The 25,241-nt window shown below is 28.0% G+C and carries 25 protein-coding genes; 5 read left to right on the top strand and 20 right to left on the bottom strand.

All coding sequences use genetic code 11. The features are described 5' to 3' along the window. Positions 1-151: 151 nt before the first annotated feature. A complete protein-coding gene (locus FAY47_RS04340) occupies positions 152-496 on the top strand; it encodes a phenylpyruvate tautomerase MIF-related protein (RefSeq protein ID WP_143315198.1) in 345 nt (114 codons plus the stop codon). Positions 497-714: 218 nt separating this feature from the next. Here the strand turns inward: FAY47_RS04340 and FAY47_RS04345 are convergent, their stop codons facing one another. Beyond that, positions 715-3,981 carry a DEAD/DEAH box helicase gene (locus FAY47_RS04345; protein WP_143315199.1) on the bottom strand — a complete coding sequence of 1,089 codons (3,267 nt, stop codon included), beginning with the start codon at positions 3,979-3,981 and terminating at the stop codon, positions 715-717. Between the two features lie 242 nt (positions 3,982-4,223). On the opposite strand from FAY47_RS04345, the gene FAY47_RS04350 reads away from it, so the two are divergent. After that, complete coding sequence (locus FAY47_RS04350; protein ID WP_143315200.1) at positions 4,224-4,625, top strand: SatD family protein; 402 nt, start codon at positions 4,224-4,226, stop codon at positions 4,623-4,625. On the opposite strand, the gene FAY47_RS04355 is transcribed toward FAY47_RS04350, so the two are convergent. The 5 genes from FAY47_RS04355 to FAY47_RS04375 all read right to left on the bottom strand — a co-directional run bounded on the left by FAY47_RS04355 (position 4,593) and on the right by FAY47_RS04375 (position 8,909). Further along, the gene (locus FAY47_RS04355; protein WP_143315201.1) at positions 4,593-5,492 is read right to left on the bottom strand and encodes a DUF3307 domain-containing protein; all 900 of its coding nucleotides are present in this window, start codon (positions 5,490-5,492) and stop codon (positions 4,593-4,595) included. The two genes, FAY47_RS04350 and FAY47_RS04355, sit on opposite strands and share 33 nt — an antisense overlap. A 15-nt stretch (positions 5,493-5,507) precedes the next feature. Next, on the bottom strand, positions 5,508-6,242 hold the full coding sequence (locus tag FAY47_RS04360) for a SatD family protein (protein WP_143315202.1): 735 nt from the start codon (positions 6,240-6,242) through the stop codon (positions 5,508-5,510). Positions 6,243-6,414: 172 nt separating this feature from the next. Then, positions 6,415-6,852, bottom strand: coding sequence for an Hsp20/alpha crystallin family protein (locus tag FAY47_RS04365; RefSeq protein ID WP_143315203.1), 438 nt, complete (start codon positions 6,850-6,852; stop codon positions 6,415-6,417). Positions 6,853-7,031: 179 nt separating this feature from the next. After that, positions 7,032-8,369: a tRNA (N6-isopentenyl adenosine(37)-C2)-methylthiotransferase MiaB gene (gene miaB, locus FAY47_RS04370; RefSeq protein ID WP_185966728.1), complete on the bottom strand. Its 1,338-nt coding sequence runs from the start codon at positions 8,367-8,369 to the stop codon at positions 7,032-7,034. A 321-nt stretch (positions 8,370-8,690) separates the two neighbouring features. Continuing rightward, on the bottom strand, positions 8,691-8,909 hold the full coding sequence (locus FAY47_RS04375) for a hypothetical protein (RefSeq protein WP_143315205.1): 219 nt from the start codon (positions 8,907-8,909) through the stop codon (positions 8,691-8,693). Between the two features lie 129 nt (positions 8,910-9,038). Between FAY47_RS04375 and FAY47_RS04380 the strand changes: the two genes are divergently transcribed. Further along, complete coding sequence (locus FAY47_RS04380; RefSeq protein WP_143315206.1) at positions 9,039-9,431, top strand: hypothetical protein; 393 nt, start codon at positions 9,039-9,041, stop codon at positions 9,429-9,431. A gap of 88 nt (positions 9,432-9,519) precedes the next feature. Here FAY47_RS04380 and FAY47_RS04385 read toward each other — a convergent pair whose 3' ends face one another. From FAY47_RS04385 to FAY47_RS04415, 7 genes are all read right to left on the bottom strand, one after another. Then, positions 9,520-9,774 (bottom strand): hypothetical protein, encoded by a 255-nt coding sequence (locus FAY47_RS04385; RefSeq protein ID WP_143315207.1) that lies wholly within the window; start codon positions 9,772-9,774, stop codon positions 9,520-9,522. Between the two features lie 23 nt (positions 9,775-9,797). Continuing rightward, positions 9,798-10,667 carry a GNAT family N-acetyltransferase gene (locus FAY47_RS04390; protein ID WP_143315208.1) on the bottom strand — a complete coding sequence of 290 codons (870 nt, stop codon included), beginning with the start codon at positions 10,665-10,667 and terminating at the stop codon, positions 9,798-9,800. 75 nt (positions 10,668-10,742) lie between these two features. Beyond that, the gene (locus FAY47_RS04395) at positions 10,743-12,650 is read right to left on the bottom strand and encodes a bifunctional 4-hydroxy-3-methylbut-2-enyl diphosphate reductase/30S ribosomal protein S1 (protein WP_143315209.1); all 1,908 of its coding nucleotides are present in this window, start codon (positions 12,648-12,650) and stop codon (positions 10,743-10,745) included. Between the two features lie 26 nt (positions 12,651-12,676). Then, complete coding sequence (cmk, locus tag FAY47_RS04400; protein WP_143315210.1) at positions 12,677-13,336, bottom strand: (d)CMP kinase; 660 nt, start codon at positions 13,334-13,336, stop codon at positions 12,677-12,679. Positions 13,337-13,405: 69 nt separating this feature from the next. Next, entirely contained in the window at positions 13,406-14,620 is a 1,215-nt protein-coding gene (locus FAY47_RS04405) for an NAD(P)/FAD-dependent oxidoreductase (RefSeq protein ID WP_143315211.1), read from the bottom strand. A gap of 93 nt (positions 14,621-14,713) precedes the next feature. After that, positions 14,714-15,634: an exonuclease domain-containing protein gene (locus FAY47_RS04410; RefSeq protein ID WP_143315212.1), complete on the bottom strand. Its 921-nt coding sequence runs from the start codon at positions 15,632-15,634 to the stop codon at positions 14,714-14,716. A 102-nt stretch (positions 15,635-15,736) separates the two neighbouring features. Continuing rightward, entirely contained in the window at positions 15,737-16,777 is a 1,041-nt protein-coding gene (locus FAY47_RS04415; RefSeq protein WP_143315213.1) for a pyruvate kinase, read from the bottom strand. 211 nt (positions 16,778-16,988) lie between these two features. Here FAY47_RS04415 and FAY47_RS04420 point away from each other — a divergent pair, with 211 nt between their 5' ends. Together FAY47_RS04420 and crtI are read left to right on the top strand one after the other, a co-directional pair. Then, positions 16,989-18,092: a DEAD/DEAH box helicase gene (locus tag FAY47_RS04420; protein WP_143315214.1), complete on the top strand. Its 1,104-nt coding sequence runs from the start codon at positions 16,989-16,991 to the stop codon at positions 18,090-18,092. Positions 18,093-18,262: 170 nt separating this feature from the next. After that, entirely contained in the window at positions 18,263-19,777 is a 1,515-nt protein-coding gene (crtI, locus tag FAY47_RS04425; protein ID WP_143315215.1) for a phytoene desaturase family protein, read from the top strand. An 8-nt stretch (positions 19,778-19,785) separates the two neighbouring features. On the opposite strand, the gene FAY47_RS04430 is transcribed toward crtI, so the two are convergent. From FAY47_RS04430 to pdxS, 7 genes are all read right to left on the bottom strand, one after another. Then, a complete protein-coding gene (locus FAY47_RS04430) occupies positions 19,786-20,400 on the bottom strand; it encodes a superoxide dismutase (RefSeq protein ID WP_143315216.1) in 615 nt (204 codons plus the stop codon). An 85-nt stretch (positions 20,401-20,485) separates the two neighbouring features. Beyond that, entirely contained in the window at positions 20,486-20,887 is a 402-nt protein-coding gene (locus tag FAY47_RS04435; RefSeq protein ID WP_143315217.1) for a hypothetical protein, read from the bottom strand. 226 nt (positions 20,888-21,113) lie between these two features. Then, positions 21,114-21,893: a GNAT family N-acetyltransferase gene (locus FAY47_RS04440; protein ID WP_143315218.1), complete on the bottom strand. Its 780-nt coding sequence runs from the start codon at positions 21,891-21,893 to the stop codon at positions 21,114-21,116. A 169-nt stretch (positions 21,894-22,062) separates the two neighbouring features. Then, entirely contained in the window at positions 22,063-22,815 is a 753-nt protein-coding gene (locus tag FAY47_RS04445) for a YdcF family protein (RefSeq protein ID WP_143315219.1), read from the bottom strand. 129 nt (positions 22,816-22,944) lie between these two features. Next, positions 22,945-23,595 (bottom strand): TIGR00266 family protein, encoded by a 651-nt coding sequence (locus tag FAY47_RS04450; RefSeq protein ID WP_143315220.1) that lies wholly within the window; start codon positions 23,593-23,595, stop codon positions 22,945-22,947. 49 nt (positions 23,596-23,644) lie between these two features. Further along, positions 23,645-24,214, bottom strand: a complete 570-nt coding sequence (pdxT, locus tag FAY47_RS04455; protein WP_143315379.1) for a pyridoxal 5'-phosphate synthase glutaminase subunit PdxT — start codon at positions 24,212-24,214, stop codon at positions 23,645-23,647. Between the two features lies 1 nt (position 24,215). After that, positions 24,216-25,085 (bottom strand): pyridoxal 5'-phosphate synthase lyase subunit PdxS, encoded by an 870-nt coding sequence (gene pdxS / locus FAY47_RS04460; RefSeq protein WP_143315221.1) that lies wholly within the window; start codon positions 25,083-25,085, stop codon positions 24,216-24,218. Between the last annotated feature and the right edge of the window lie 156 nt (positions 25,086-25,241).

Below are 25,241 nucleotides of genomic sequence, written 5' to 3' on the forward strand. Positions count from 1 at the left end.
AATTATACTATAAGCTTCAATTAATATCAAAGAAAGGAGAATTCTATAGCTTTAATGAAAAACATTTTTAACACAAATTGTAATAAAATTAACTATTTCTAATATTATAGTAAATAAAAGCAAAATATATAAATGAGAGGAGACTATATTTATGCCTTACATTGATTCAAAAGTTACGATACCTCTTTCCGAAAATGAAAAAGAGTATCTAAAAAAAGAACTAGGGAAAATAGTAAACGACATACCAGGAAAATCAGAAAAATTTTTAATGCTTGGTTTTCAAGATAATTACTCTCTATATTTCAAGGGACAAAAAATGGATTATGGAGCTTTCGTAGAAGTGAAACTTTTTGGCAGAGTTTCTGAAGACTCTTTAAAAAGGGTTACAAAAGAAATTTGTGATTTATATAATGATAAGCTTAATATCCCTCCTAGGTCAATTTATGTAAAGTTTGAAGAGGTAGATACTTGGGGTTGGAATGGAAGTAACTTGTAGAAAGGGGAAAAGACATAAAGCCGGGGGGGCAATATGTCTTTACGATTAATACCTTTTACAAATGCAATTATTTATTCCAACTTCATTATTATAAAGTGAAGCAAGCTAGATTTAAGATATATAAAAATAAAAAGGAGCTTGGCTAGTGATCTTCTCACTACCAAACTCCTTTGTTTGATATTATTGTATAACTTAAATCTATATTTGTAAATAGCTTTTTAATAATTTTTAGAAAATAAAGATAAAATTTCTTCTTCCTGCAAACTATTAAAGTTATCTCCTAAATCTACCTCTTCTCCTACTACCTTATTGATTAACTTTTTCTTTTCTTCTTGTAAATCTAATATTTTTTCTTCTATTGTCCCCTCAGAAATCATCTTAATAACTTCCACGATCTTTTTTTGCCCTATCCTATGAGCTCTATCAGTAGCTTGATCTTCTACCGCTGGATTCCACCAAGGGTCAAAATGAATTACCACATCTGCACTTGTTAAATTAAGCCCTGTTCCTCCTGCTTTTAGAGAAATTAAAAATACAGAAGTATCTTTGTCATTATTAAAATCTTCTACTAGTTTACCTCTCACCTTTGAAGGAGTAGAACCATCCAAATAACTAAAACTTATATTATTTAATTTAAATGAAGCTGCAATATTTTTTAAAACTGAAGTAAATTGTGAAAAAACAAGTATTTTATGCCCTTCACCTATGCTTTGAGATACAGTTTCTAATAGAGCATCTATCTTACCACTTCCCCCTTTATAATTATCCATAACAACAGAAGGGTCTAAACATATCTGCCTTAGCTTTGTAATATAAGATAAAATTTCAATTTTACTATTCTTAAACTCATCATCCTTTACCTTTTGCTCAATTAACTCTTCAGCATACTTTGAAAAAGTTCCATATACTACTTTCTGTTCTTCATCCATAGGAACTATAAGCCTTTTTTCTATTTTATCAGGGAGTTCCTTTATAACATCCTTTTTATATCTTCTAAGTATAAATGGATTAATTAATTTTGTTAGCTCTTTTATTATAACTTCATCCTCTTCAAGCCTTCTATGATATCTTGTAGTGAATTTCTTTTCATCATACAGATATCCTGGCATAATAAAATCAAAAATAGACCAAAGCTCCATAAGGGAATTTTCAAGAGGAGTCCCCGTAAGAGCAAATCTAGTTTTAGCTTTTATAGCCTTACATGTCTTAGCTGCTTGTGAATGAGAATTTTTTATATTTTGTGCTTCATCTAAAATACAATAATCAAATTCTATATCTTCATATAAATCTAAATCTCTTTTTACTATATTATAAGTTGTAATTAATACATCATATCTATTTCTATCATTAATTAAATCTTCTCTATCACTTCTACTACCACCAAGTATAGCTACCTTAATATGAGGTGCAAACTTTTTAAATTCACTATACCAGTTATAAATTAGAGATGTAGGTGCAATTATTAAAGACTTACTATTTAGATTTGAGCATATAAATGTTATAGTCTGTAGTGTTTTACCAAGACCCATTTCATCACCTAAAATTCCTCCAAATCCAAGATAATCTAAAGTTCTTAACCAAGTATACCCATCCTTTTGGTAATTCCTAAGATTTGCCTTAATATTATCTGGCAAAGGAAAATCTTTAGCCTTTAGGTTTTTAAGAGAATTCTTTAAAGATTTTAGACCTCTCCTACCTTTAATATATTTTATATCCTCTTCTTCTAAATAATCTTCTAAGTACATTCCCTTACTCTTATGAATGGTAATAGTATTATCATCTATATTTGACTCATTCTCTAAAGAATCTAAAAGTCGTAGGAACTTTTTCATTTCAATTTCTTCAAGATCTAAAAATTCACCTGATTTTAACCTATAATATTTTTTATTATCCCTAAAGGCTCTGAGAATAAGTGCACTTTCCTCAGGAGGAATATCAGAAAGTTTAAATTTGAATTCAAAATAATCATACTTACCTTTTTTTACTTCTCCACTGAAACTACCTTGATTTAAAGACTTTATTCCTGTAAATCTATCTGAATAATATACATCTCCTATATCCTGAAGTTCAAGTATATCTTCTTTAAAGAAATTAAATATATATTCTTCATCTTTAAAGAAAACAAATCTATTATTAACCTCTTCAAAACCTAATTCTCTAAGTTTTTCAATAACTTTCCCTTCTTTAATACTGTCTCTATATATTACTTTTTCAGTAAAGGTATCAAAATAATTAAATTCATATTCATTATAGGATACCTTAAGATCTAAATAAATTTCATCATCTTTATCAAAATAAAACTTAAAACTTACTGGAGCAATAACCACCTTATTGCTTATAGAACTAGAAAGTTCAATATCCTTTGTGACCTTTTGCATAGAAGGAATAAGTTCTCTAAGAACCCTATCTTCCTCAGCCTTTGTAAAGAAAATAGCATTTCCATGATTAAATGCTTCTATATAAGGTGTTAATTTTTCTACCTGCTCATCAGGAGGAATATATATTATTGCATCATATAAATATACATCATCACTATCAGTCAATGGCTCAGGAACACCACGTGGAGCTTCTAATTTAAGCATATTTCCAATTTCCTTAAGGTTTAAAGGCACAGGAATATTGTCTTCAATAATTTCTGTTTCAAGTTGTCTTGAATAAAAGCCAGATCCCAAATAAACTCTATGATTTTTAATTATACTCATAAATTGCTTAACTAAAGCCTTAGGTATAGTAATTTGCTTACCTACCACTAGCTTCTGCTCTACCTTTTTGAAAGAAGTTCCTGATAAATCAATATCTTTAAGGAGTTCTATAAATTTTATAAGTTTCTTATCTTTAATACTTAACTTTTGTTTATTTATGTCAAAAACAAATTCCTTACCATAATTTATTTGTATTCTATTATATAGTGCAACTAAAAAACCATCTATATCTTTTAGTGAATAGAGTTTATTGGACTTCATTCCTTGTAATCCAATTTTAAATTCAGCTGCTATCTTTCCCGTCCAAGATATTTTATTTATAATAACTTCAAATTTCAATTCTTGCCTTCTTTTATTTTCCCCAAGTAAAAAGTCAAGTATAGAACTTTCAGTGGCCTTTACTATCTCTTCTTCTTTGTTATAATAAAGACCCAACCTTTCCTTAAGTTCAGGGTCCTCATCTAAATTACGTAATAACTTATAAAAGGTTGCCACTAAGTGCTTACATACATAATTATTCTTTTTATATCCGTTTTTTTCAAATGCACTACAAGTACAATTAGTATATGCAACTTCCTTATTCTTTTTATCTATATTTAATTTACATAAGTATTCACTAAAAAGGTCTTCAGATATAACTGAAGCTTCAATATCTAAAGAATCACTATCTCCACCTAAATTAATCTCTGATATCAAATCATTTTTAAATACTCTTTCGCCATCTTTTTCATTTTTTCCATATGTACTTTTTTTAAAACCTTCAATTAAGGCTTGCTTTATCATTAATTCTTCACCTGCTCTATAAAAGTTATATATATTATATCATCAAAATTAAATTTTATCATTTTATGAAAAATCAATTTTTCAATATGTTATTAGAATAGGGACAAAATATGCTAAATTTCATATATTAATTATAAATTTAAGAAAGGTTAAGGATTTGGCCTTAACCATAAATAAGTTAAGATTATAACCTTAACTCTTTAACAGTTAAGGTTATAATCTTAACTACGAGGTGAACAGAGATGTATAAAGCTATAATTTGTGATATAAAATCTTCAAGAACCATAAAAAATAGAGAGGAAGTTCAAATTTCCTTAATAAAAGCCATAAGAAAATGTAATAAGGATTTCAAGTTATACATCATATGCCCCTTTACAATCACAGCTGGAGATGAATGGGAAGGTTTAGTATCTATAGATGCTCCAATATATAAAATTTTATATTGTTTTAAAGATAATTTACCTAAAAATATTACTTTTTATGTTGGTATTGGTAAAGGTAATTTGTCTATAAAAAATCTAAACTTACCTGTAAATCACCTTGATGGAGAAGTTTTTATACAAGCTCGTAAGTCATTGATATATGCTAAAGATAATAATATAACCATTGACTCAAAGGATTTTAGCTATAACTACACCACCTAAAATAGCAATAACAAAACTAAAAAAGGTTCCAATAATGTAATATTCAACAAAACTATCATTATCGAATTTCTTATATCTAGCTATAGATTTAACTGTAAGCACAATAGCAATGACACTTGGGTGAGACATTACTATACCTAAAATAATGAAAAGTCTTTCTAATATGCCTATTAAAAATCCACCTTTTTTAGCTTCCTCGCTGCACAATTTTTTACTTGATAGAATGGGAAGCATATCATTTTTTATATTATCAGAATCACTTTTTATACTATCTAATAATGATTTAGAAAAATACGCTGCTCCAAAGGTTGAAAAAAATAAAATCAGCACTATTACTAATATTTTATCGTGAATATTAGTAGTTGAAGGCAAGGACACAATAAAATCGTACAATGAATCTGGTGCAATACCTAAAGTTAGTTTAAAAATAATAAAAATAGCAATAAGATGTAAAAGTTGATCAGTTAAAAATATAATAAAATTTATTTTATTTTTACTAATATTAAAGTTACAAGAACCAAGTTTTAAATCTTTAAATACCAGATTAGCTAGTGATGAAATCTTTAAGGGGAAACCTCTTATAATTGGTTTTAATAAATCTATCATTACATGTATAAATGTAATAAGAGCTATTAAACTTATAGGAAAATAGAAATAAGTTTCTGTAAAATAGCTAACAAAAACAATTAATATTAAAAGTATGAGACCATGAATTATCCCGTGGATCAAGTTATAGAAAATAGATCTCTTTATTCTAGTGATTCCAACGTAATTACATGAATCTCTTCCCTTTGCCATAGTATCTGTTTGAAGTACAAAATCCCCTATAAGATGTGAAATTAAGGTTATTAAAAGAGCAGTAATCATATTAAATACTCCTTATTAGTTACTTATAATATATTGTTTTAATAATTCCTTAATAAGTTCCTTATTGTTCTTTAAAGTAAAGTATTCAGCAGAATTAAGCTTTTGAGATATATCAGCCTTGGATTTAGCAACATTATTTTCTAGCATCTTGTTATATGATCCGAACTTTTCATACATAGTTGCTACTTTAAGTTGCTTTGTTGTTATTTTACTAAACAAAATTTCTGTATTTTCTATAAGAACATTAATTACCTCATTTAATGTTTTTATATTTAATATATTATCATCTAAGCTAGTAAGCGCTACTTCATCAAAATTGTCAAATTCATTGTATAAATAAAAAGGCTTCCCCTTAAAGTAAACTTTATTTAACTTAGACTTAATTGCATGATCTCGGCTCTTAACAGCATTAATGGCTTCTCTTGCAAAAATAAAAGCTTCTCCATCCATTAATGAACTGTTTTTATATACATCCGTGCTTATACATCCAATTCCTATACCAGAGTAAACACTAATATTAAGTTCAAGGAGAAAAGTCTTTATTTTACTTATAATATTATAGCTTTCCTCTGGCCTTTTTAAAACAATCTGCCACTCATCACCTAAAGTAAAAGAGATGTCCGAAGCTAATATTTCAATATATTCCTTACTTAAACAATCAAAATACTCCTTCAACTTATCCTGTAAAAGCTTACGTTCTTTGATTTTTCTAGATCCAACTATATCCATGTTAATTACACTATAAATCACTTTAATTTCCTCACTTCAAGTATATTAAAATTAATTTTCATTCCTTACATATCTATTATTATACAACAAATTGGAAAAATTATACATACAAAAAAACAGATGTGCTTATGTTTTCTATTAAGAAACATAAGCACATCTGCATAGATAGAAATTAGCATATATTAAATTATAGCTATTTAATTTCTATTCTGTTTGAATTGTTTATAACATTTTCTACTTTAGGCATATTTACATGTAATACACCATTCTCAAAAGTAGCTGATATATTATCTTTATCAACATTATTAATGTAAAAGCTTCTAACAAATTGACCATAATGTCTTTCTTTTCTAATATAGTTATCTTTACTTTCTTCAAGGATCTCATCCCGCTTACCAGATACAACTAAATTGTTATCTTTGTATTCAAGGTTAATGTCCTCTTTTTTTACTCCAGGAAGTTCAGCCTCCATAATATATTCATTTGCTGTTTCTTTAATATCTGCTTTGAAATTTCCCCCCATGTTTACTGGAGAGAAGAAATCATCATTAAAAAAGCTTGAAAAGAAATCATCAAACGAATTTCCAGTTGATTTAACTCCGTTACTTCTAAAAGGTACTAATCCAAACATATTAAAAAACCTCCTTAAAATTTAAATTTATTTTTTATTACATTTATATTATAATTCCAAGGTCAAAGAAAGTCAAAGTTTATAATCAAGAGATTTCTAAAATGTAATTGAGAAAACAAAAGAAAATTCAAAATATTTATTAAATAGCAAAAAAAACAGCCTAAAAGGCTGTTTTTTTGTTAAATTACTTCCCCAATTAATGAGAAAGGTTGTGCTCTGTTTATCTTTACATTTACAAGCTTTCCAACTAAGTTTATATCTCCTTGGAAATTTACAAGTTTTCCGTTTCTTGTTCTTCCCATAAGTTTGGTTTCATCATTTTTACTAGGTCCTTCAACAAGTACTTCAACTGTCTTTCCTTCATATACCTTATTGCCACGTATAACACTATCATTAACAGCTGCTACAAGCCTGTTAAATCTTTCATGTTTAACATCATCTGCCACTTGATCTTCCATCTCATCAGCTGGAGTATTATTTCTTCTTGAATAAATAAATGTAAATGCAGAATCATATCCAACTTCTTTTACTAAGCTTAAAGTATCTTCAAAGTCTTCATCTGTTTCCCCAGGGAATCCAACTATTATATCTGTTGTAATAGTGCAATCAGGAATTTCCTTTTTGATTTTATTGATTAGACTCATGTATCTTGCTCTATCATAATGTCTATTCATCACTTTTAATACTCTATCAGAACCACTTTGTACTGGTAAATGAATTTGTTCACAAAGCTTGTCACACTCCTTAACTGCCATAATTACTTCTTCAGTTAGATCCTTTGGATGTGAAGTCATGAATCTTACTCTTTCTATACCTTCAATTTTATTAATTCTTCTAAGTAAACCTGCAAAGTTTATATCTTCTTCTAATCCCTTACCATATGAATTAACATTTTGACCAAGTAAAGTAACTTCTTTATATCCTTTAGAAACTAAATCTTTAATTTCATTTTCTATTTCTTCTGGTTTTCTGCTTCTTTCCCTACCTCTTACATAAGGTACTACACAATATGTACAAAAATTGTTACATCCATACATTATAGTAACAAAACCTTTTACAGAGCTTTCTCTATCTACAGGAATACCTTCAACAATTTGAGTTTCCTTATCAAATATTTCTTTAACTTGAACACCTTCTGTTTTAACTCTATTAAGGTATTCAGGGAACTTATATGAATTATGAGTTCCAAATATTATGTCAACATATGGGAAACGTTTTAATATATTGTCTGCCATTCCTTTTTGTTGCATCATACATCCACATATCCCTATAATAAGATCCGGATTTTTTTCCTTTACCTTTTTTAGCATTCCTAAATTTCCATAAACCTTATTTTCAGCATTTTCTCTTACACAACATGTATTAAATAAAATAATGCTTGCTTCATTTATATCATCAGTTCTTGTATATCCAATATTTTTAAGCATACCTGAAAGCTTTTCAGAATCCTCTTCATTCATCTGACATCCCCATGTCTCAATGAAATATTTTAATTTAATATTATCTGTCATAACTATCCTCCTGTTTTAAAAGTTCATTTAGTATTATATCATAAGGAACAAATTAAAATAAAGAGGAAATCAAAGAAGATGATAATCTTTCATAGTATGAACTAAGATTAAGGAAAAATTTTATAAATTTAATATAAACTTCATCTAAACCGCATTTTACCAGCATATTCTGAAGAATATTACCATATAAGAATATATATTCTTCAGAATATTTCTAAATCTATATCCAAATATATAAGATACCACAAAATCCTTATGGTATCTTATATATTCATCAACATAGAACTTTCATTCCTTATCAGAAAACCTTTACTGAGAGGATAAACTTTATTTTTGAATATTAGCATATTGAATTGTATATTTATTTAAAGCTATCTCGGAACCATCTTTGCAAGTTACAACTATGGAACTTCCTTGGTCTTGAAGCCAATATTTCAAGTTATTCATCTGAAAAACATCAACTTTGAAGGTAGCTGAATCTTCAACACCAAATGTTACCTCCTTTGAATCTCCAATAAATCTTAATTTAATTGATTTTTCATGCATAAATCTCACCTCACTATTAATCTTCTACAAAAATACTCTTTTTCCTTCTTTTTCTATATAATATATTTCATTCCTTATAGAGATTTATTTAAAGTATTATGTTACTATATTCAGTAAGGAGGTGTTTATATGTCAAAAATTTCATCAAAATACTTAAATTTAGAAGGTTTATTAGCATTAATAGAATCCTCAAAAAAAACCTCTGAATTTAATGGTGCTTTAATTATGACTAGTTTTGGTATGGTAATTGGAAAACTTGCTCCTGTTTATTCTGGAACAGATATTCCTCATGCAGCTGAATTGGTATATGATTATAAAGAAGAATATGTTAAGTCTTTTCAAGAAGAATATAAAGAGGATATTGAAATAATAGGTGATGGTAGCTTAATAGTTATTGAAGATGCTACTATAATCTATGGAAATAATTTGAAAGTAGACATTGAAGAAATAACAATTCATTGTTCTGACGTAATTGGTTTCTCACCTATAAATATTGAAAAATTCAAAGGCAATTTAAGTTAAATCAATACACCTAGTAGGAATAAAGTAAAGGATAGAAAATGTATTTTTTCACATTATCTATCCTTCACTAATTAATACTTACATATTATTAACTTTTAATTTTTCTATATAATTGTTTTCTTATTACAGTTCCAAGTTCTCCAATATTACTAATTTCAGATAGGATTTCATCTTTATCTAAATAGTATGTTTTGGATCCATTAAGGGTTATTTTCCACTTTCCTGTGCCATTACTGCGAGCAGTAGCATATAGTTCTGTCCTATTATCCGAATATTCTTTATTAAAATCATTTATTATTTTCTCTATTTCCATAGATATAATTGAATACACATCGTTACTCATTTTATCATCTCCGTATTCTAAATTTACATAAGATTTTTAGACCATACCCAAGTTGAAAAATTACCAACGTCTTTAAATCCAACATTTCTATAAAGCGCTATAGCAGGGTTATTATTAAAATCAACCCTTATATAAATATCCATTATACCTTTGCTTTTTGCTAAAGAAATAAGCTTATTTATAAGATCTGCACCATACCCCCTACCTCTATAACCTTCTAAAATGCCAAAGTTAACAATCAAATATATTCCTCTACTATATATAATTTGTCCATAACCAATAGGATTCACCCCTTTATAAATAAACAAACTAAGATCCTTTAAATAATAGTCCTGTTTTTCATCATAACGTATATCCTCAACTGTTAATGGAACCCTATTATTATCCATAAAAATTGAATTTTGAAGATAACACCTAGTTTTAGCATCCTTTTTATGATCATAGATATGAAAGGCTATATCCTCATGAAAACTACTATTTTCTTTTGTAAAGCTACTTAACTTCATTAAATATGTCAGTCTAATCCTACTCATATTAAGCTTATGAAGAAGGCTTAATGTATAGGAATCTTCAAAGCATTCATAAGTAACTACAGTACTTTTTAGCATCAATGGTAAGCTTGAACTAAAATAGTTCATATATTCATCTTTTATAAAAATATCAGAAAGACGTGTAGATTGGTATGATGGTGACTCAACCCAAATATAACCTACAAAATTTCTATCAACCTTAATAAGATGAACCATTTTACGTATTATATATTTATAAATAAATGTTTTATTATCATAAAACTTATAAAAATCCATACTATATTGAGTTTTTCTCTTTGATTCTCTTATTAAATTATTAAATTCACTAAAGTTATTATTGTTTAACCTTTCAACTGTTATCATACATTACTACCTCATTTCAAATAGGAAAAGAACTCCCTATATATAATATGGGAGTCCTAATAATAAATTCCTATTTTAAACGTCTTTCATACTTAAGCTTATTCTCTTATTTTCTTGATCTACAGATAGAATTACAGCCTTGATTTCTTCTCCAACAGTTAAAACTTGTGAAGGATGTTCAACTCTATCATGGCTTATTTTAGATATATGAACTAAACCATCTAATCCTGGTTCTAATTCGATAAAAGCACCAAAATCATTTAATCTAGCAACTTTACCTAAAACAACAGATCCTTCAGGATATTTTTCAGCTGCATTAGCCCATGGTTCTGGAGTTAATTGTTTTATACTTAAAGATAATTTCTTTGCTTCTTTATCTAATTCAATAATTTTAACATCGACAATATCTCCAACTTTCAATATGTCCTCTGCTTTATTTATATGCTTCCAAGATATTTGAGAAAGATGTAATAATCCGTCAACACCATTTACATCTATGAAAGCTCCAAATTTAGCAAATCTCTTAACTTCACCTTTAACTATATCTCCAGCTTGTAAGCTAGCCCATGCTGCTGCTTCTTTTTCAGCTATTTCTTTTTCTAATATAACTCTTCTTGAAGCTATAATCTTAGAATGCTTTCCAATAGATAATTCGATTAACTTAACTTGTAAAGTTTTTCCTTTTAATTCTTCCTTATTTTCCACAAATCTTACATCAATTTGAGATGCAGGTATGAAAATTCTTGCACCATTATAATAAGAAACTAGTCCTTTTTCCTTAACCTCATCAATCTTTACTTCGAAAATTGTACCTTCGTTATATAGCTTTTCTAATTCTTCATAAGCTGCTTTCTTTTCATATTCTAATCTTGAAAGTACAACATATCCGTCACTATTTTGAAGCTTAATTACCTTAGCTTTAATGTTTTCGCCAACAACTAGTTTATTCGCCATTTCTTGTGGTTCACACATAGCTGTTAATTCTTTAAAAGGTATAACTCCATCAGATTTATAACCTACTAGTGAAACTAGTATTTCATCTCTAGTTTTTGAAAGTATTTCCCCTTCAACTTCATCCCCTATTCTAAATCTCTTGTCCATTTCTTCCATCAATTGTAATTGTTCGTCATTATTGTTAATAGTATCTTGCATAATATTAATAACCTCCCTAATTATCCAATCTGGTGTAGATGCACCAGCGGTAATTCCAATCTTTTCATATTTGTTATTATTTATGTATTCTTCCGGTAATTCAGAAGAGTTTTCAACATGAATAGTATTTGCACAATTTGCTTTTGCTATTTGATATAGTTTAGTGGTATTAGAACTATTTTTCCCACCTATTACAATCATAGCATCTACTTCTTTTGAAAGCTTTTCAGCACTTCTTTGCCTCTCATCTGTAGCTAAACAAATTGTATTATAAGTTAATATTTCCTCAGATTTATCCTCTAAATTTTTAACAGTTTTATCCCAATTCTCTTTTTTTTCAGTAGTTTGAGATACTGCACATATTTTCTTTGGTAAATCTTCTGGAAGTGATCCATCTTTAGTTATTATAGCTTCATTATTGCACCATCCATTGATTCCTACAACTTCTGGATGCTTTTCATCACCAAGAATAACAATATTATATCCTTCAGCAGAAAATTTTTCTACCTTTTTCTGTATATTTGTAACAAACGGACATGTTGCATTAACTACAATTAGTTCGCGTTTTTCAAGGTTAGTAATTATATCTTTCCCAATTCCATGAGATCTAATTACTATTACATCACCTTTACTCAGACTATCTAAACTATCAAGTTCTATAGCATAAATATTTCGTTCTTCTAAAAATTTCACTACATCATTGTTATGGATCAATGGTCCTAATGTATAAATTTTTTTATTATATTGTTTTTGTATTTTTAATGCTTCTTCCACTGCACGTTGAACACCAAAGCAAAAACCGGCATTATCGGCTAATTTAACTGTTCTCATTATTATAAGTCTCCTAATTTTATAAGTTAATTGTTTATCTTAAGATTTATAAGTCCAATAATCTTGTCAGTAACTTCTTCTATATTAAGTCCAGTAGTATCAACTTCAATTGCATCATCAGCTTTTCTTAAAGGATCTACTTCTCTATGTGAATCTTTATAGTCTCTTTCTATGATATCCTTCAAAATAGTATCATAAGAGCATTCTATATTTCTTTCTCTTAACTCTTTATATCTTCTAGTAGCTCTCTCCTCTGGAGTTGCTGTTAAGAAAAATTTGAAAGATGAATCTTTAAGTACTACAGTACCTATATCCCTACCATCCATTATTACGTTAAACTCCTTTGACATCTCTCTTTGAAGCTTAACTAACATCTTTCTAACTTCTGGTATTGATGCATAAGCTGAAACTATTGAACTTATCTCTGGCATAGTAATTTTACTTTGGATATTTTCATCATTTAATACTAAATCATCCTTTTCAAATCTCATTTTCATAGTTTCAATTAACTTGCATATTTCTGTTACATTATCTGCTTTTAAACCATTTTCCTTTGATTTTAAAGCAACTGCTCTATACATAGCACCTGTGTTTATGTACATTAAGTCAAATTTTTTTGCCACTAATTTAGCAATAGTACTTTTACCTGCTCCAGCAGGGCCATCTATAGCAACTGATATTTTCAAAGTGTATTTCCACCTTTCTTTTTTTGAACTCTATCTTAAATTATATAATTTTTTACTATTTTCTACAAGTTAAATATTTAACCCTGCAATATATCCAGTTGAAAGGGCAATTTGGACATTATATCCTCCAGTAAAAGCATCCACATCAATAACTTCTCCTGCAAAAGATAAATTATTAATAACTCTAGACTTCATAGTAGATGGGTCAATTTCCTTAGTATCTACTCCGCCAGCAGTGACTATAGCCTCATCAAGACTTCTTAGACCTTTAACTTTCATTTCAAAGTTTTTTATAATACTAACTAATCTTTTTCTTTCTTCTTTAGTTATTTCATTTACTTTTTTTGACTCAGAAATTTCTGAAAGACTAATTATAAGCGGTATTAATTTTTTTGGTAAAAGATCATCTAAAGAATTTTTAAAATCCTTATTTATATATTTTTGAAAGTCTTTTTGAACTCTTTTATCTAATTCACTAATTGATAAGGCAGGTTTTAAATCAATAGAAAGTGTATAACTCTTATCTTTTTTAATAAATCTGCTTCCACTTAGTATTAAAGGACCTGATACCCCAAAATGAGTAAAAAGCATTTCACCTTGGTCATTATATACTGTTTTATTACCTTCTTTAATAGTTACAGTTACATTTCTTAAGGATAAACCCATTAACTCTTTTACCAAACTTTCTTTTATTTCTATAGGAACTAATGAAGGTTTTAATTCTATGATATTATGTCCAAGTTTCTTTGAGAATCTTTGACCATCTCCCTTAGATCCCGTTAGAGGATAAGATGCTCCACCTGTAGCTATAATAAAATAATCTCCTTTTATTTTCACTGAATCATTAACTATTATCTCTTTAATATTTCTATTCTCAGATATAATGTCAGTTACCTTAGAGTTAAGCAAAATCTTTACATTTGATTTACTTAATCCATCAGATAATCCACGTATAATATCAGAAGATTTATCAGATTCCGGGAACACTCTTCCGCCTCTTTCCACCTTTAACTTTATTCCTTCACTTTCAAAAAAATTCATTGTATCTTCATTTGTAAAAGTATATAAAGAGCTATATAAAAAATGAGGATTACCAGGGATAAAGTCAAAAAATTCAGAAATATCTTTTGCATTTGTTACATTGCAACGACCTTTTCCTGTGATAAATAACTTTTTGCCTATCCTCTCATTTCCATCTAAAAGAATAACTTCATGTTCTTTTCCTGCTGTTATGGCTGCCATCATACCTGCTGGGCCAGCACCAATAACGATTACTTTGCTCATGTAAAAGCCTCCTTAAATTAATCTCAATTATTTTACTATAATTTTTCTTAATGTACAACGAAGGAAGCATAATGTACTCTGTTTTAAGCTACTTTATCCTGAAATTAACTCTAAAAATTCATCTTCACTCAATATATGAATTTCTTGTCCACTTCTAATTAAGGATTCTGCTTTTCTAAGTTTAGTACTTTTATAGAAGTTATCTATCCTATCCCTATTTTTAATACCTGTTATTAAAACTTCAGTCTTTTTAGTTACACTACTTCCAACCGTGCCACCTAGCTTATAAATTACATTTGAAGCTTCATATCTTTTCATTGAAGACAATGGACCAGTAAATACAACCACTTTATCAATGAAGAAATCTACATCTTTATTTACCTCTTTTAAATATAACTCATCATTTTTAGCTTTTTTATTCTTATTTTTTATTAAAGATGAACATGGTGTGTAGCCACCAGGATATATTTCTCCAAGGGTAATACCTCCCTTTAAATTTAAGGATAATAAATCGTTTATTTTAAGTAAATTGCATAAATAAATCATAACCATCGCACAGGCGTTGGCATCTTCTAAAGCATGATGATGCTTAAATTCATAACCAACAAACTCTGCCAAGGTATTTAATTTATGATTTCTAACTTCGCTTATATGATTTTGGGACAGAATTACTGTGCAAGCGTATTTTATATAAGGTGTTTCAATATTATAATAGTCAAAAAGGCTTCTTAACACACTCATATCAAAAGAAGCATTATGAGCTATTAAAATATCCGCCTCTAAATAAGGCTTAATTTCATCCCAAAGTTCTAAAAAAGTTTTTTCCTTTTCAACATCCTTAGGATAAATTCCATGAATCCATGTATTTTGTGGAAGGAATCTCATTTCTGGTGGTTTTATTAACCAATATTTTTCCTCAACTATCTTATCATTTTCCACTCTTGTTATTCCTAGTGAGCAAGCACTATTTCTTTTTTCATTTGCAGTTTCAAAATCTATTGCAACAAAATTCATATTAATCAATCCTTGTATTTTATTATATATCTAAGATAGCATTTATATTTTATTTTCACAAGATTACTTTACATAATATTTAATCAGTACACAAAATTTAAATTACTTTTTGATTTTCTCCTCATACTTATTAAGTAATTTATTTAAATATTCTATAAGCTGTATAGGCTCTCTAGACGCTGTAAGTTCAGTGCTTAACACTACCCCATCTATTTTATTCTTCATGAAATTATATATATCATCTATTTCTGCTAATGACGGAATGAAACTTCTTTTCATTGAATCTAAAATATAAGTTGCTATAATGAATGGTTTCCTACTCTTTTTCATTCTAAGCAGTAAATTTTCTTGTATAACTGGTATGTTATCTATGGGAGCTTCGCATTTCAAATCTCCTCTTCCAAGAATTATTCCATCACTGACTTTTAAAATTTCTTCAAAATTATTAACTCCTTCCATGCATTCAATCTTTGCCCATACTTTAATAGACTCACACCTATTGTTTTTTATCTTAGCCTTCCTTATGTATTCTTTAACTTCAATCATATCTCCAGATGATGTAACATAAGAAAGACATATAATATCAACACCTTTGGAAATAGCCCAATTAATGTCAAACTTATCCTTAGAGGTAAGTTTTAAATTTTTTCTTATAATTCCTGGAGCATTAATTCCCTTTTCAGCCCTTAATATACCTCCTCTTTCTGTTATAGCTGATATGTAGTCTTTTTTATGTTCACTTATATTAAAACTCATTGTGGCATCTTTCATTAAAATGATATTAACATTATTTAGGTCAGATAAACTTCCTTCGTAATTTATTGGTACAACCTTTACTCTTTCTAATCTTTTTTTTCTAAGTAAATTTTCATAGTTACATTCTAAACAAAAAATTACTTTTTCACCTCTATTAACTCTATTCTCCGTCCTATACATTTTCGATACCCTTAGTTTATTACCTTGAAGATCTTGTAGAATTTTCATTTCAGGATAGTTTGTCTTTATTCCCAGAATTAATTTTTCAAACTTATTATAATTAACATGTGAAAAGTTAAATCTAGGTATGGTCATTCCAGCTTTATAGTACCTATGAATGTCTTCTAATGTGTTAACAGTTGGTCCAATAGAACAAATTAAATCCATTATGCCATTCTCCTACTTATTCTTTTCAACTAATATTATGAAAAAAATTTTTTAGTTATGTTAGTATATTAGATTTTTGAAAGAAAATAATAAATTTGTGACATGAACTGCTTTAGGTTAAATTATAATTTTAGTACATACCTTAGTAAATTAGATATAGTTGTGTTATTATATAATAGCTCAACAAAAAATTGGTGAAAGGTAGAATATAATGAATTTTAATGAATTAGGTATATCTGAGAGTTTAATAAATATATTAAAAAATAATGGAATTAAAAAACCTACTATGGTTCAATCTGAAAGCATTCCTATTATAAAAGATGGAAAAGACATAATTGCAGAAGCTGATACTGGTACAGGTAAGACTTTAGCTTTTCTACTTCCTATATTTGAAAATATAAATGAAAAATCTGCTAATACTGAAGTTTTGATACTTACTCCTACGAGAGAACTTGCTATTCAAATTTATGAAGAAGCTATAAAATTAAAAGAATCTAAAAATATAAATATTTTAGCAGCATATGGAGGAAAGGATATTGGATCCCAACTAAATAAACTTAAAGGGAATGTCCATCTTATAATTGCAACTCCTGGACGACTTCTCGATCATATTAAAAGAGGAACTATTAATTTGTTAAAGCTTAAAACATTCGTTTTAGATGAAGCAGATCAAATGTTATTTATGGGATTTAAAAATGAAGTTGAATTAATTAAAAAGGAATGTTCAAAGAAACATCAAACGCTTTGTTTTTCTGCTACTATGGATTCGGCTGTAAAAAAACTTGCATATAGATATATGAAAGATCCTATTGTGGTTTCTATAAAGAAAGATAATGTAGCTTTGGATAATATAAAACAAGAAGTTGTTGAAACTACTGATAGATGGAAACAAGATTCTTTGAAAAAAGTTTTAGAATTGGATAATCCTTTTATGGCAGTAATCTTTTGCAGAACCAAAAGAAGAGTTGATAATTTAGAGATGGCTTTGGTACAAAGCGGTTTTAATTGTGAGAAATTACACAGTGATATCCCTCAAAATAAGCGCGAAAGAATTATGAAAAATTTTAGAGATGCAAAAATACAATATTTAATTGCTACAGATGTCGCTTCTAGAGGACTTGACATTACAGGGGTTACACATATTTATAACTACGATGCCCCTGAATCTGTTGAAGCATACATACATAGAATAGGAAGAACAGGAAGAGCAAATGAAAAAGGTTATACATGTATGTTTATAGCAGATAAAAATATGGAAATATTAAAAAAGATTGAAGAACATATGAACATAAAAATTCCAAGAAGATTAATTTAAATAAAAGGAAGTTAACTTTATACTCTAAGGTTACTTCCTTTTTTATATACTATTCTAGTTCCATTTAAAAACTTTTAGCTTATCTATAGTAACCAAAGGTATTATCTTAATATTAAATGTCAATAATCAATGATAATAGGATAATATATTTTTAGTTTGGAGATTTAAGTATGAAAAAAAAAGTTATTATAATAGGATCAGGTGTAGGAGGCTTATCAATAGCAACAAGATTGTTAGAGAAAGGTTTTAATGTTGAGGTATTGGAAAAAAACTTATCTATAGGAGGAAAAACCAATATTTTAAAAAGTGGTGATTTCAAATTTGACTTAACTGCTTCTATACCTATGTTTCATGAGGATTTTATTGATGTTTTTACTTTTTGCAAAAAAGATTATAGAAAATACTTTACCCTTCTTCCACTCGATCCAATATATCGATGTTTTTTTACTGATAATAGTTATTATGACTTCTCAAATAATTTAACTCATTTATCATCAACGATAAACTCAATTACTAAAAATAACATAGAAAATATATCTGGCTATTATGAATTTCTTAATTCCAATTATAAAAAATACTTAATTGCTAATAACAATTTTTTAAATAGAGACTTATTAAAAGGAATAAGTTTATTAAATCCATTAACTATATCTAAAGTGTTCAAATTAAACACCACAACTTCAAGCACTAAAAATTGCAGGAAATATATTTCAAATCATAAACTATTTAATTATCTTATGTTTCAAACTATGTATATAGGTGTATCTCCCTACCATTGCCCAAGTATCTACAACTCGATTCCAGCTGTCAGCCAAATTCAAGGTTTACATTACATTAAAGGTGGTATGTACGCTTATATAAAAGCCTTGGAAAAGTTAATAAAAGAAAAAAAAGGTCACATTAGCACACTTAGAAATGTTGATAAGATCTTATTTCATAATAATAAAGCTGTAGGAGTAATGGTAAATGGTAATCCAATTTATTCTGATATAGTTATATGCAGTAGCGATTATTCTTTTTCAATAAATAATTTAATTAAAGATATAGATATAAAAGGAAAAAAAGAATCAATTAAAGAAATGAATTACTCTTGTTCTATTTTTATTTTATATTTGGCTCTTGATAAAAAATATCCTATTCTTAAAGTAAACAATATATTTATAAATGATAACTTTAAGAAGAATATAGAGGCACCATTTAAAGGATGTATTCCCCGAGAACCATCAATGTATATTTATTGCCCAAGTTCAATTGATTCATCAGTATGTCCTAAAGATTATGAAGAGATTAGCATCCTAGTTAGAGTACCAAACCTTCTTTCAAGAAAAATAAACTGGAATGAAAAGAGCATAAATAATATGAAGCAAACAATTTTAGGTAATCTTAGCTCTATAAAAAGTCTTGAAGATATAAAAAACCATATTATATATGATAATTGCTTAACGCCTATAGACTTACGTGATAAATTTAACACCTTTGGAGGATGTGCCTTTGGACTTAGTCATTCACTTGACCAAAGTGCAATTTTTAGACCTCAATGCACTATCCCTAAAGTTAAAAACCTTTATTTCACCGGTTCTTCTATCCATCCTGGTAATGGAGTATCAATGGTCTTAAAATCTTCAAAAATCTGCTGTGATAAAATATGTAAGGATTTTGGTTTATATAAAAAAAATAAATGCTAAAATAGCATTTATTTTTTATTATATAAGCTTTCAACTTTTGCCCAGTCTATTACATTCCAAATATTCTTTACATATTCTGCCCTAAGATTTTTGTATCTTAAATAATAAGCATGTTCCCATACATCAATATTAAGTATTGGTTTCAATCCTAGTATTAAAGGAGAATCTTGATTTAAAGTATTAATAACTTTCAATTTGCCATGCTTATCTACCACTAACCATCCATATCCTGAACCGAATTGGTTAATAGAAGCCTTGTTTATTTCATCTTTCAAATTCTGTAAGCTACCATAAGTTCTATTTATTTCTTCTCCCAATACACCTTCTGGAATTTCCTTAGGAGTAGGCGATAATATAGAAAAATACAAGCTGTGATTTAATACTCCTCCACCTTGATCTATTACATCATATCTTATTTTTTTTGGTAGTTTATAAATAGATTTCATAATTTCTTCTAAAGATTTGTCCTTTGTATACTTTTCATATCCCTCAAGAACCTTATTTAACTTATTTACATAGTTTTCATAATGCTTAGTATAGTGAATTTCAACAGTTTCAGCATCAATGTATGGTTCTAAAGCATCATATGAATATGGTAATTCTATTTTTTCATATTTATTCATGTTTTAGCCTCTCTTTATTTTTTTATTATGATATGTTTTAACTTATCATAATATGACAAAGGCTATTTGATAGTGTGCATACTAACTATATTACATTTAAAAATCTTTTAAATGTTTCACTAAGGACTGAATAAACTTCTTTTGTACAATAATATTTTGAAAATTCTAAGACAAAATCATAATCTCCTTTTATCATAGGTTCAATTAAACTTCTCACTATATGTAAAGATTTGAATCTTATATCATCTATTTTGCTATTACCGCATATTTTGCTTAATTCAAAAGATAATTCACTTTTTAGTTTATCAGATTTATATCCCTTTTTAGCTAAATCTATACCCTTAGCTAAATACTTATAAACTATATCATTATATCCGTAGGAGGAATATATATCTTCTGATGAAATACTTTTAATACCTAATTGTTTAATATTATATGTTATTTCACTTATATTTAAAAATAATATATCTATATAACCATACTGCATTTTCTTCCCACCCATTTAATTTTAACTTATGTTAATAATTTCTATTATAACCTAAAAACATACATAGTGTATATAACGTTCCATTTTATACTCTTCTTTAATTAACATAGCAAATTGATAAAAATAAATTTAATTAGAATTAATTTGTAATACTGTTAATTAATTATCTGTTTTATAAACAATTTATTTTAAAGTATCCGAAATAATTACAAAATTAATTTCATGATTAAACTAACTGATTTTCTTCAAATGTTCCAATAACTTCAAAACCTAAATTTTTATATAATTTTAATGCATTAAAATTATGAGAAATAACATTTAAAACTATATCTGTTTCATTTAAATCTATACTTTTAATTAGTCTACTTATCACTTTTTTGGCCAAACCTTTATTTCTATAAGCAGGTGCTGTTGCTACATTTCCTATTTGAAGCACTCCAAATTCTGTTCCGTAAGAAAATACTCCAGCAGCAGATATAATCTCATCATTATGAAAAATTCCATAGTAGTATCCTTCTTTTAAATACTTCTCTTCCATCATGTATCCTGGATTACTTGCTTCTAAAAATTTTATTAACTTATTTTTTTCGCTATACTCTATTCGAACAACATTATCTATAGTATTACTTAGATTAATCTTTCTTTTATTCAATTTCATATTATAAAATATAACACTCGAAGTTACCTCTCTAGAATCGCATAAATACTTAACTGATTTAGGATTTAAATGACAATATAAATCCTTTGGTAAAAATTTATCTAAAGTTTTTATCAATAAATTCATATTTTCATCTTCATCACAATATGAACTTCCAACTAATATTGGAAAACCATATTTAAAACTTAAAAAAGCAATTGCCACAATTTTTTCCTTATCATATAATCCGAACATTTGAGTGCAATCCCAAAACTCATCTTCAAGATTACAGCAAAGATACATATAGTTATCTTTATCATTATTTTTTAGAAAACTACGAATCACATCTTTGCTATGTATAATTTTCATATTCACTATATTAACACTTCTTTCATAACTTTTCTACAATAATCATAATAATGAATAAATAGTATATATTAATTAATTATACCTAATTTTCCTTAACTTGTATACATGGTATTTTAACATCCTACTTAAACACATTAAATTAGACATTATATCAATAATTAATTAATAATTAAAAAATGGTACTAATTACTTCAAAAACTTCTATAATATAATAAATTGGCGCTAGATAAATTCTAGTTCCTGAAGCGTTAAATTTCACATTACCGTATCCATTCCTTGAAGCTATAATACCGCATCTAAGTACAAGATAATCTGTGGTTATGATTTTAACTGATATGTCTTTAATTGCTTTTCCACTCTGTTTCTCAATAATGTCCTTTGAAAATTTAAAATTTTCATTTATATTCATAGATTTATTTTCTTTAATAATTCTTTCTTTAGGAATTCCTTGATCTAACAAATACCTTTCCATTGCATCTGCTTCTGAAATATAATCAGCTCTCCTTCTTCCACCTGACAAAATAATATACCCGCCATCTCCTTCTCTATATATACTATTTACTGCTTTATCAAGTCTATCTCTAAGAATTAAACTCATATTTTCTCCATTTTTTAATTCTTCACCTAAAACTAATAAAAACTCCGATTTGGATTTATCTAGTTTAGGACAACCAATTATAAAAGCTTCTAATAAAATAAACAAAAGTAAACCTATACAAAAGATTGTAGAACAATAATTATGGAACTTCTTAAAATATTTTATCTTTTTAAAGTGTTCTTTTAGAAAATGATATAATATTAAAATTGTACCAATCGAAATTGCAACTATGGTATAACTTTTTGACATATTTGCAATTATATTAATGCTAATCACATATATAATTATTATAGTGCCAGTAATAATATCAATACAACTTATCACAAAATTCCCTCCTTAAGTTCAAAGATAGTATTGATATTATAGCACCCTCTACCATATATTTACAACAAAAAAAATAAAGCTTGCATTTAAAAGCAAGCTTCATTAATAAATTCAATTATAAATAAAAACTTATTTAGATCTTTGCATTAGATTAGCTGGATTTCTTGTTTGAATCCAAATGGTTCCTGGACCAACAAACCTGCAAACTAGACCTTCTTTTCCAGCGATAGAATTAAAAATACCACTCATAAGTTCAGTATTATATCTTAAAGTACTATCCCATAAAACTAGATGATTACTATCTACTATATAGTTTTCTCCATAAGCTAATTCCTTTTTATGAATAGCTCCATATGAACTTATAAATAATGTTCCAACACCAGAAGCTTCCATTTGAATAAGCCCTTCACCAGATAGCATACCATTAATACCTCCAGATTTTGTTGAAACATCAATTCCATCTGTTGAAGCTAAGAAACTTGACTTTCCTAACCTATAGGATCTTGTCCCATCAAGTTCAATACCTTCAATATCTCCCAAAAACTGAGGAGCTAATAGTAATTCACCATCATTTTTTGCTAAAAATTGTTGTATAAAAAATGATTCTCCTGAAAACATCCTCCCTAGAGTTCTCTGAATTCCACCAGTTTTTGCTTTGATTTCAAAAGTATCACTCATAGATACCATTGCTCCAGCTTCAACGGTATAACATTCTCCCCTATTTGCATAAATCTTTAAAACCTTATTGGTGTTTCCATATAATAGTTCAAAATTCGCCATAAACATATTTCTCCTTAAATTATTTACTCATCACCAATATAATTCAATATTATTTAATATATTCCTTTATAAAATATCTTAAAAATTCAAGATTGCTTGTTAATTCTGGATGAAATGAAATTGCTAGCATATTTTTTTCACCAACCCCAACAATATTATTATCAACTTCACATAACACCTGAACTCCATCTCCAATCTCTGTTACATAAGGTGCTCTAATAAAAACTAACTCTAAAGGCTTATCTGAAATCGCTTTTATTTGCTTTTTCGTTCTAAAACTATCAATTTGAGTTCCAAAAGCATTCCTTTTTACTTTGATGTTCATTAGTGAAATATATTTTCTATTATCATTTTCTATGTCTTTAGCTAATAAAATCATTCCGGCACAAGTCCCTAATACAGGAAGCCCTTCTTTTATTTTATTTCTTAATGGCTCCATAAGCCCTGTAACATTTAGAAGTTTTCCAATAGTAGTACTTTCCCCTCCTGGCAAAATTAGGCCTTCAATATTTTCTAAATGCCTAGGGTCTTTAACCTCAATAGGATTATGTCCTAATGCTTTAATTTGATTAAGATGTTCAATAACTCCACCCTGAAGAGCTAAAACACCAATATTCATTTTACCAACCTCTCTCTGCATACTTAACAGAAAGTTCAGATGTACTTGTTCCGCTCATGGCTTCACCTAAATCTTCTGATACTTCAGCAAGTTTTTTAGGATCATTATAATATGTTGTAGCAAGCACTATTGCTTTTGCCCTTTTTTCTGGATCTCCTGATTTAAAAATGCCAGAACCTACAAACACCCCTTCACTTCCAAGTTGCATCATTAATGCGGCATCTGCAGGTGTTGCTATTCCCCCTGCAGCAAAGTTAACTACTGGCAGCTTTCCATTTCCCCAAACATATTTAACAAGATCATATGGTGCTCTAATATCTTTTGCAATAGTCATTAATTCTTCTTCAGGAGAATTTTGAACTCTTCTAATTTCATCTATAATTTTTCTTATATGTGTAACTGCATTTACAACATCCCCAGTTCCCGCTTCACCTTTTGTCCTTATCATAGAAGCTCCTTCACCTATTCTTCTAAGAGCTTCACCTAAATTTGTTGCCCCACATACAAATGGTACTCTAATACTTTTCTTTTTAATATGATATTTATCATCAGCTGGTGTAAGCACTTCACTTTCATCAATAAAATCTATATTTAAAGCTTCTAATATTTGTGCCTCAACAAAATGTCCAATTCTAACCTTTGCCATTACAGGAATACTTACTGCCTTTTGTATTTCCTTAATCATCTTAGGATCAGACATTCTTGCGACACCACCTTCTTTTCTTATATCAGATGGTACCCTTTCTAATGCCATAACAGCACAGGCTCCTGCCCTTTCAGCAATTATTGCTTCCTCTTTATTAGTAACATCCATTATTACCCCACCTTTAAGCATTTGTGCAAGGTTTTTGTTTATATTTTCCCTTTCCATATTTATCCCCCTTTTCTTTTTATAAACATTATATTAAAACAGTGCTATCCTTTTTGCAAATGTATCGGTACTTTTCTACAAAAGAGAGTGTACCTACTTATTTTCTATTTATATATGAGCCTTAGAAGACTTATTCTTGAGGAAAATTTTCTACAC

Origin of the sequence: Clostridium sp. HBUAS56017 (genome assembly GCF_007115085.1) — a bacterium.
Taxonomy (GTDB): domain Bacteria; phylum Bacillota; class Clostridia; order Clostridiales; family Clostridiaceae; genus Clostridium; species Clostridium cibarium.

Coding starts and splice junctions, on each gene's coding strand:
- FAY47_RS04340 (WP_143315198.1), top strand. CDS start 152: ATGCCTTACATTGATTCAAAAGTTACGATACCTCTTTCCGAAAATGAA.
- FAY47_RS04345 (WP_143315199.1), bottom strand. CDS start 3,981: ATGATAAAGCAAGCCTTAATTGAAGGTTTTAAAAAAAGTACATATGGA.
- FAY47_RS04350 (WP_143315200.1), top strand. CDS start 4,224: ATGTATAAAGCTATAATTTGTGATATAAAATCTTCAAGAACCATAAAA.
- FAY47_RS04355 (WP_143315201.1), bottom strand. CDS start 5,492: ATGATTACTGCTCTTTTAATAACCTTAATTTCACATCTTATAGGGGAT.
- FAY47_RS04365 (WP_143315203.1), bottom strand. CDS start 6,852: ATGTTTGGATTAGTACCTTTTAGAAGTAACGGAGTTAAATCAACTGGA.
- FAY47_RS04375 (WP_143315205.1), bottom strand. CDS start 8,909: ATGCATGAAAAATCAATTAAATTAAGATTTATTGGAGATTCAAAGGAG.
- FAY47_RS04380 (WP_143315206.1), top strand. CDS start 9,039: ATGTCAAAAATTTCATCAAAATACTTAAATTTAGAAGGTTTATTAGCA.
- FAY47_RS04385 (WP_143315207.1), bottom strand. CDS start 9,774: ATGAGTAACGATGTGTATTCAATTATATCTATGGAAATAGAGAAAATA.
- FAY47_RS04390 (WP_143315208.1), bottom strand. CDS start 10,667: ATGATAACAGTTGAAAGGTTAAACAATAATAACTTTAGTGAATTTAAT.
- FAY47_RS04395 (WP_143315209.1), bottom strand. CDS start 12,650: ATGAGAACAGTTAAATTAGCCGATAATGCCGGTTTTTGCTTTGGTGTT.
- FAY47_RS04405 (WP_143315211.1), bottom strand. CDS start 14,620: ATGAGCAAAGTAATCGTTATTGGTGCTGGCCCAGCAGGTATGATGGCA.
- FAY47_RS04410 (WP_143315212.1), bottom strand. CDS start 15,634: ATGAATTTTGTTGCAATAGATTTTGAAACTGCAAATGAAAAAAGAAAT.
- FAY47_RS04415 (WP_143315213.1), bottom strand. CDS start 16,777: ATGGATTTAATTTGTTCTATTGGACCAACTGTTAACACATTAGAAGAC.
- FAY47_RS04420 (WP_143315214.1), top strand. CDS start 16,989: ATGAATTTTAATGAATTAGGTATATCTGAGAGTTTAATAAATATATTA.
- crtI (WP_143315215.1), top strand. CDS start 18,263: ATGAAAAAAAAAGTTATTATAATAGGATCAGGTGTAGGAGGCTTATCA.
- FAY47_RS04430 (WP_143315216.1), bottom strand. CDS start 20,400: ATGAATAAATATGAAAAAATAGAATTACCATATTCATATGATGCTTTA.
- FAY47_RS04435 (WP_143315217.1), bottom strand. CDS start 20,887: ATGCAGTATGGTTATATAGATATATTATTTTTAAATATAAGTGAAATA.
- FAY47_RS04440 (WP_143315218.1), bottom strand. CDS start 21,893: ATGAAAATTATACATAGCAAAGATGTGATTCGTAGTTTTCTAAAAAAT.
- FAY47_RS04450 (WP_143315220.1), bottom strand. CDS start 23,595: ATGGCGAATTTTGAACTATTATATGGAAACACCAATAAGGTTTTAAAG.
- pdxT (WP_143315379.1), bottom strand. CDS start 24,214: ATGAATATTGGTGTTTTAGCTCTTCAGGGTGGAGTTATTGAACATCTT.
- pdxS (WP_143315221.1), bottom strand. CDS start 25,085: ATGGAAAGGGAAAATATAAACAAAAACCTTGCACAAATGCTTAAAGGT.